Annotated in this window: 2 protein-coding genes; one reads left to right on the top strand and one right to left on the bottom strand. The window is 66.3% G+C overall.

What is annotated here, in order from left to right; all coding sequences use genetic code 11:
* Positions 1-99: 99 nt before the first annotated feature.
* Positions 100-675 (bottom strand): GNAT family N-acetyltransferase, encoded by a 576-nt coding sequence (locus tag EOD07_RS33075; protein WP_127238219.1) that lies wholly within the window; start codon positions 673-675, stop codon positions 100-102.
* Between the two features lie 65 nt (positions 676-740).
* Between EOD07_RS33075 and EOD07_RS33070 the strand changes: the two genes are divergently transcribed.
* A partial coding sequence (locus EOD07_RS33070) for a DNA polymerase IV (RefSeq protein WP_127238218.1) occupies positions 741-1846 on the top strand: 1106 nt, incomplete at its 3' end.

Raw genomic sequence — 1846 nt, 5'->3', positions numbered from 1 at the left:
CGTTGGTTCTCCGTCATCCCGGAAGAATGATTTGTGCTTCTGGTAGGCAAGAAGCGTTACAGCCGCAAGACGCCGACTGTAGGGCAAAAGCGCAGCTGGCTAAAGCACCAGCCGCATCAGCGGCCGGCCGGGCTTGCGTTCCACAAGCCTTTCGAAGCCGGCCTTCTCGAACACCCGCGACGAGCCGACGAAAAGCCCGATCGAGCGCGAATCGCGCGACAGGTCGATCGGGCAGGCTTCGAGCAGCCTGGCGCCGTTCTCGCGGGCGAAGGCGATGCCGCCCTCGACGAGACGATGCGTGATGCCGCGGCCCCGCGCCTTGACGCGAATGAAGAAACACGAGATCGCCCAGACGTCCGGGTCGCCGGCATCGGCAGGATCGACCGGGGCCGAGCCCCTGCCCTGATTGTTCCACTCGGGCACGTCGGCGCGCGGGCCGACCTGCATCCAGCCGACAGCCTTGCCGTCTTCGAAGGCCAAAAGGCCCGGCGGCGGGCCTGCCTCGATGCGCGCCTTGATAAGGTCCTTGTTGCGCTCCTTGTCGCTGGCGCGGCGCTCCGCCGGCGCCAGCCGGAAATGCGTGCACCAGCAGCCGTAGCAGGCGCCTTGCTTGCCGAAGAGGTCTTCGAAATCTGGCCAAAGCTCGGGGGTCAGCGGTGCTATGGTCGTGCTCATGCGTTCTCCCCAGGCCAAGCTTGTTGCCAGCCTTGCGCTGTCGTACCATTGCGTTTGTTCTCTTTATGTTCGCAGCGATGGCGGCTCCTGTCAACAATCCCGAACACGGTTTTTGCCGTGACTGCCTGGCGCTCCAGCGCTCGGAGACGCGGCGCTGCGACCGCTGCGGCAGCCCGCGCCTTGTCCGCCATCCCGAGCTCTACCGGCTCAAGATCGCCCATATCGATTGCGACGCCTTCTACGCGGCGATCGAAAAGCGCGACAATCCGGCGCTGAAGGATAGGCCGGTCATCGTCGGCGGCGGCCGGCGCGGCGTCGTCTCCACCGCCTGCTACATCGCCCGCATCCAGGGCGTTCGCTCGGCCATGCCGATGTTCAAGGCGCTCGAACTGTGCCCCGAAGCGGTGGTGATCCCGCCCAATATGGAAAAATATGTCGGCGTCGGGCGCGAGGTCCGCGCGTTGATGCAGGCATTGACGCCGCAAGTCGAGCCACTGTCGATCGACGAAGCCTTCCTCGATCTCTCCGGCACAGAGCGGCTGCATGGCATGCCGCCGGCGCTGGTGCTGGCGCGCTTCGCGCAGACCGTGGAAAAGGAGCTCGGCATCACCGTTTCGGCGGGCCTCTCCTACTGCAAGTTCCTGGCCAAGATCGCCTCGGATTTCCGCAAGCCGCGCGGCTTTTCGGTGATCGGCGAAGCCGAAGCGCCAAGCTTCCTCGCCGCGCAGCCGGTGACGATGATCTGGGGCGTCGGCAAGGCGCTGGCCGCGACGCTGGAGCGCGACGGCATCCGCATGATCGCGCAATTGCAGCGCATGGAGCGCGGCGACCTGATGCGCCGCTACGGCGTGATGGGCGACCGGCTCTATCGGCTGTCGCGCGGCGAGGACGATCGCCCGGTCGATCCCGACGGCGATGCCAAGAGCGTCTCGGCCGAGACCACCTTCGACACCGACATCGCCGCCCTGGCGGAGTTGGTGCCGGTGCTGCGCGGGCTCTCCGAAAAGGTCTCGGCGCGGCTGAAGAAATCCGGCATTGCCGGACGCACGGTGGTGCTGAAGTTGAAGACGCAGGATTTCAAGACCCGCACCCGCAACCGCCAGCTCGGCGATCCGACCCGGCTGGCCGACCGCATCTTCCAGACCGGGCTCGACCTGTTGCGCCGCGAGAC

This window comes from Mesorhizobium sp. M2C.T.Ca.TU.002.02.1.1 (genome assembly GCF_003997225.1).
This window is presented reverse-complemented; position numbering and strand designations above follow the sequence as displayed.

What these genes read in the sequence shown, in the direction of transcription:
- EOD07_RS33075 (WP_127238219.1), bottom strand. Translation starts at nt 675, where the DNA reads ATGAGCACGACCATAGCACCGCTGACCCCCGAGCTTTGGCCAGATTTC.